Source organism: Streptomyces sp. TRM68367, assembly GCF_014495685.1.
Taxonomy (GTDB): domain Bacteria; phylum Actinomycetota; class Actinomycetes; order Streptomycetales; family Streptomycetaceae; genus Streptomyces.
The window spans coordinates 1-3,752 of sequence record NZ_JACTVI010000218.1; the positions used below are offsets into that span (position 1 = coordinate 1).

6 protein-coding genes are annotated in these 3,752 nt (G+C 71.9%); all 6 read left to right on the top strand.

Annotated features, from left to right (window positions below):
• Positions 1-82: 82 nt before the first annotated feature.
• On the top strand, positions 83-958 hold the full coding sequence (locus H8R17_RS44730) for a type II secretion system F family protein (RefSeq protein ID WP_187828882.1): 876 nt from the start codon (positions 83-85) through the stop codon (positions 956-958).
• Between the two features lie 48 nt (positions 959-1,006).
• Positions 1,007-1,246: a hypothetical protein gene (locus tag H8R17_RS44735; RefSeq protein ID WP_187828883.1), complete on the top strand. Its 240-nt coding sequence runs from the start codon at positions 1,007-1,009 to the stop codon at positions 1,244-1,246.
• 11 nt (positions 1,247-1,257) lie between these two features.
• Positions 1,258-1,677, top strand: a complete 420-nt coding sequence (locus H8R17_RS44740; protein ID WP_187828884.1) for a TadE family protein — start codon at positions 1,258-1,260, stop codon at positions 1,675-1,677.
• Position 1,678: 1 nt separating this feature from the next.
• Positions 1,679-2,122 (top strand): TadE/TadG family type IV pilus assembly protein, encoded by a 444-nt coding sequence (locus H8R17_RS44745; protein ID WP_187828885.1) that lies wholly within the window; start codon positions 1,679-1,681, stop codon positions 2,120-2,122.
• Entirely contained in the window at positions 2,119-2,559 is a 441-nt protein-coding gene (locus H8R17_RS44750) for a pilus assembly protein TadG-related protein (RefSeq protein WP_187828886.1), read from the top strand. Before H8R17_RS44745 ends, H8R17_RS44750 begins: the two co-directional genes overlap by 4 nt.
• A gap of 3 nt (positions 2,560-2,562) precedes the next feature.
• The coding region (locus H8R17_RS44755; protein ID WP_187828887.1) for a LysM peptidoglycan-binding domain-containing protein at positions 2,563-3,752 on the top strand (1,190 nt) is incomplete at its 3' end.

The following is a 3,752-nucleotide window of genomic DNA, read 5'->3' on the forward strand; positions in this document are numbered from 1 at the left end:
GCTCGCATCACTGGCCATGCACCCACCGGGACCGAGAGGTCACAACCCTACTCGTGAGGGCTGCAGAAGGGATGGTCCTCTAATGAGCGTGACCACCATGGTCGTCTGCGGTTCCCTCGCCGGAGCCGGCGTGGCACTCCTGGTGCGCGAGGTGGTGCCCTCCGCGCCCAAGTTGGGCCCCACCCTGCGCCGCCTCAACCCGCCCGCCCCCACCCCCGGGGTCCGCCCGCGCAAGAAGACCTCCACCGCGTGGGCGGGCCGCCTGGTCGAGCGGATGCCCGGGACGCTGCCCCGCACCGACCTGGACCTGCTCAACCAGACGCCCGAGCAGTTCCTCGTCAACAAGGTGAGCCTTGCCCTGCTCGGCCTGCTCGCCCCCCTCGTCCTGGTCGTGGGCTGGACGCTGATGGGGCTGTCGGTGCCGCTGTTCCTCCCCGGCGCCGTCGGCGTGCTCGCGGCGATTGGCCTGTGGTTCGTGCCCGACTGGGCCGTGGCCAGCGAAGCCGCCAAGGCGCGCACCGAGTTCGCGTACGCGGCCGCCGCCTACCTGGACCTGGTGGCCACCCGCATGGCCTCCAACGTCGGCCCCTCCCAGGCCCTGGAGGACGCCGCACGCATCGGCCGCAGCTGGGCATTCGTACGCATCCAGGAAGCCCTGCTGCGGGCGCGCACCGAGAAGTCCTCGCCCTGGCAGGCTCTGGACGACCTCGGCACCCAGCTCAACCTGCCCGTCCTGCAGGACGTCGCGGACATCATGCGGCTGTCCTCCGACGACGGCGCCTCCGTCTACGAGACCCTGCGCAACCGGGCCAAGAGCCTGAGCAACGAGCTGCTCGCCGCGGAGGCCGCGAAGGCGAACGCGGACAGCGAGAAGCTCTCGGCCCCCGGAGCACTCCTCGCCGTGATCGCCATGTTCCTCATCGCGTTCCCCGCGGTGCTGAACATCTTCACCATCTGATCCACCGCGCACGCCCCCCGTGCGCACTCCGACGAAGGGAGACCCCGAATGAAGAACAAGCTCCTGAACGCCCAGGTCACCGCGGCCGTCCAGGCCGCGGCCCTGCGCAAGCGCCTCAACGGCGTCCACGAGGAGATCAGAACCCGCGGCGACCGAGGGGATGGCCCCATCCCGTTCGTCATCATCGTCGTGGCCTCCATCGTGGGCGCCCTGCTCGTCGCCGGCGGGCTCGCCGCCCTGTACGCCAAGGCCAACGGCAAGCTGGGCGACATCGACCTCGGCGGATGACGCACATACCGATGACCAGGCTCCTGCCGCGCCACCCCTACGACCACGACCGCGATCGGGGCTCCGCCCCGGTCCAGATGGCGATCATCTTCCCGTTCGTCATCCTGCTGACCCTCGCCGCCGTCCAGGGCTTCTTGTGGGCCTACGCCCGCAACGTCGCCCAGACCGCGGCCCGCGAGGGCGTCTCCGCGGGCCGCATGTACGAGGCCGGCCCGGGCGACGGAGCCGTCAAGGCGCAGGCAGCCCTCGACGAGCTGGCGGGCAACACCCTGACCGGGACCGCGGTCTCCACGGCCGGCAGCACCGACGAACGCATCCGCATCCGCGTCCAGGGCAGCGCGCTGTCCCTGCTGCCCGGAGTGGACGGATGGACCGTCAGCGCCACCATGTCGGGGCCGGTCGAACGGTGGACCACAGCGGGAGAGGGCTGACATGCGAGACCGGCTGTGCGGCCGCGAGCGGGATCGCGGCGACATCGCGATCGAGGCGGTGATCGTGCTGCCGCTGCTGATCGCCTTGGCCCTTGTCGTCATCGCCGGCTCTCGGCTGTCCATCGCCGGACAGCGGACCGATGCGGCCGCCCAAGCAGCCGCTCGCGCCGCCTCCCTCGCCCGTACTCCGGGAGCCGGCAATGCCGCGGCGCAAGAGGCGGCGGAAGACTCACTTGCCTCACAGCAGCAGGGATGCACGGCCACCGACGTGGCCGCGGACACCGGCGGACTCGCGGTGCCGCTCGGTCAGGTCTCCTCCGTCACGGTGACCGTCTCATGCACCGTGCCCCTCGGCGATCTCTTCTTTCTCGGCGGCGGCCCCGGCACCCGCACCGTCACTTCCCACTTCACCTCGATCGTCGATGCCTTCCGGGAGCGCGGATGATCGCTAAGTTCCGTACGCGCCAGCATCGTTGGGACGACCGCGGCGGCATCTCCGTGGTCGTGGCCATCATCGCCGTGCCGCTGTTGCTGGTCGGCGGCCTGCTGGGGGTCGACTCCTTCGGCGTCACCCGCGCTCACGAGCGAGCCGACGGCATCGCCACCGAGGCGGCCCGTGCCGCCGCCCAGGCCATCGACCCTGCCCAGGCCATCACCGGCAAGGCGATCGTCGTCGACCCGGAGGCCGCCGCCGCGGCCGCCCGCGCCTACCTGAACGAGGCCGACGTGACCGGGACAGTGAGCGTCACCGACGCCGGCCACGGCATCACGGTGACGGTCACCGACACCTACACCGGTAAGTTCGCGCCGACGTCGTGGACGGTCCACGCCACGAGCTCCGCCTCGCTGCTCCACGGGATCACCCAACCCGAGAAAGACTGACGGATGCCCAAGACCCGCTCGCACACTCCCGCCCCCGCCGGAACCGGACGGCGTCTGCTGCGCGCCCTGGGATCCGCCCTCGTCCTGTGCGTCCTCGTAGCCGGTCTCCCGCTGCTGCTGGGAGCGGCAACCGTGGCGGCCTGGCCGTCGGGCATCGACGCGTTCACGCACCTGTTCACCAGGACGGACACCTTCGGCGCGTTCCTCCTGGCGCTCTGCGCAGTGGGCTGGATCGGCTGGGCCGGCTTCACCCTCTCCCTGCTGCTGGAGATCCCCGCCCAGCTCCGCGGCCGCAGCGCCCCGCGCCTGCCCGGCCTCCACCTCAGCCAGCGCACCGCCGCCACCCTGGTCAGCGGCATCCTGGTGCTCTTCACCACCAGCACCGCCCTCGCCTCCGCCGCCCCCGCAGCCACCGCCTCGGTCACGACCAGCCACACTCCGGGCCAAACCGCCCAGACCGCCGCCGAGCTGTCCGCCCAGACGGCGACGCCCGCCGCGCAACCGGCCACCGCCGACCAGGCACAGCGCACCTACACCGTGCAGGACGCACGCCCCGCCGAGAGCCTGTGGAGCATCGCCGAGAAGCTCTACGGCCACGGCGAGCTCTACACGAAGATCGCCGACGCGAACGAAGGCCACCAGATGGCCGACGGCAGCGTCTTCCACGCCAACGAGCCGATCCAGCCCGGCTGGACCCTGCTCCTCCCCGACGACCCCACCACCGGGCTCGACGCACAGCTGGAGCAGACCGCACCGGCCCAGTCCGCCGGCACGGAGTCCTACACCGTGCACGCCGGCGACACCCTGTGGGGCATCGCCGAGGACGAACTGGGCGACGGCGCCCACTACGACGAGATCTTCGAGGAGAACCGCGGCGCCCCGCAGCCCGGCGGCACCACCCTGAGCGACCCGGACGAGATCCGCCCCGGCTGGACGCTCGACATCCCGCACGCCTCCGACGCCGGCCAGAGCCCCGGCCGAACGGACAGCGACGCCTCCCCGCCGTCGACCGGCAGTGACAAGCACGCCGACGAGCAGCAGGCGCCCGACACCGACGATGACCCGAGCTCCGCAACTGCCACGCCCGCCCCCAAGGAAACCGCCGGCCACGACGCCGCCTCCAAGCCCGACCAGCAGCCCGGCACCGAACACGAGGGCGACAACGAGCGCACGTCGCCCTCCGCCTCCGCACC

Excerpts from the sequence above, each read along its gene's own strand:
- H8R17_RS44730 (WP_187828882.1), top strand. The coding sequence starts at position 83 with ATGAGCGTGACCACCATGGTCGTCTGCGGTTCCCTCGCCGGAGCCGGC.
- H8R17_RS44735 (WP_187828883.1), top strand. The coding sequence starts at position 1,007 with ATGAAGAACAAGCTCCTGAACGCCCAGGTCACCGCGGCCGTCCAGGCC.
- H8R17_RS44740 (WP_187828884.1), top strand. The coding sequence starts at position 1,258 with ATGACCAGGCTCCTGCCGCGCCACCCCTACGACCACGACCGCGATCGG.
- H8R17_RS44745 (WP_187828885.1), top strand. The coding sequence starts at position 1,679 with ATGCGAGACCGGCTGTGCGGCCGCGAGCGGGATCGCGGCGACATCGCG.
- H8R17_RS44750 (WP_187828886.1), top strand. The coding sequence starts at position 2,119 with ATGATCGCTAAGTTCCGTACGCGCCAGCATCGTTGGGACGACCGCGGC.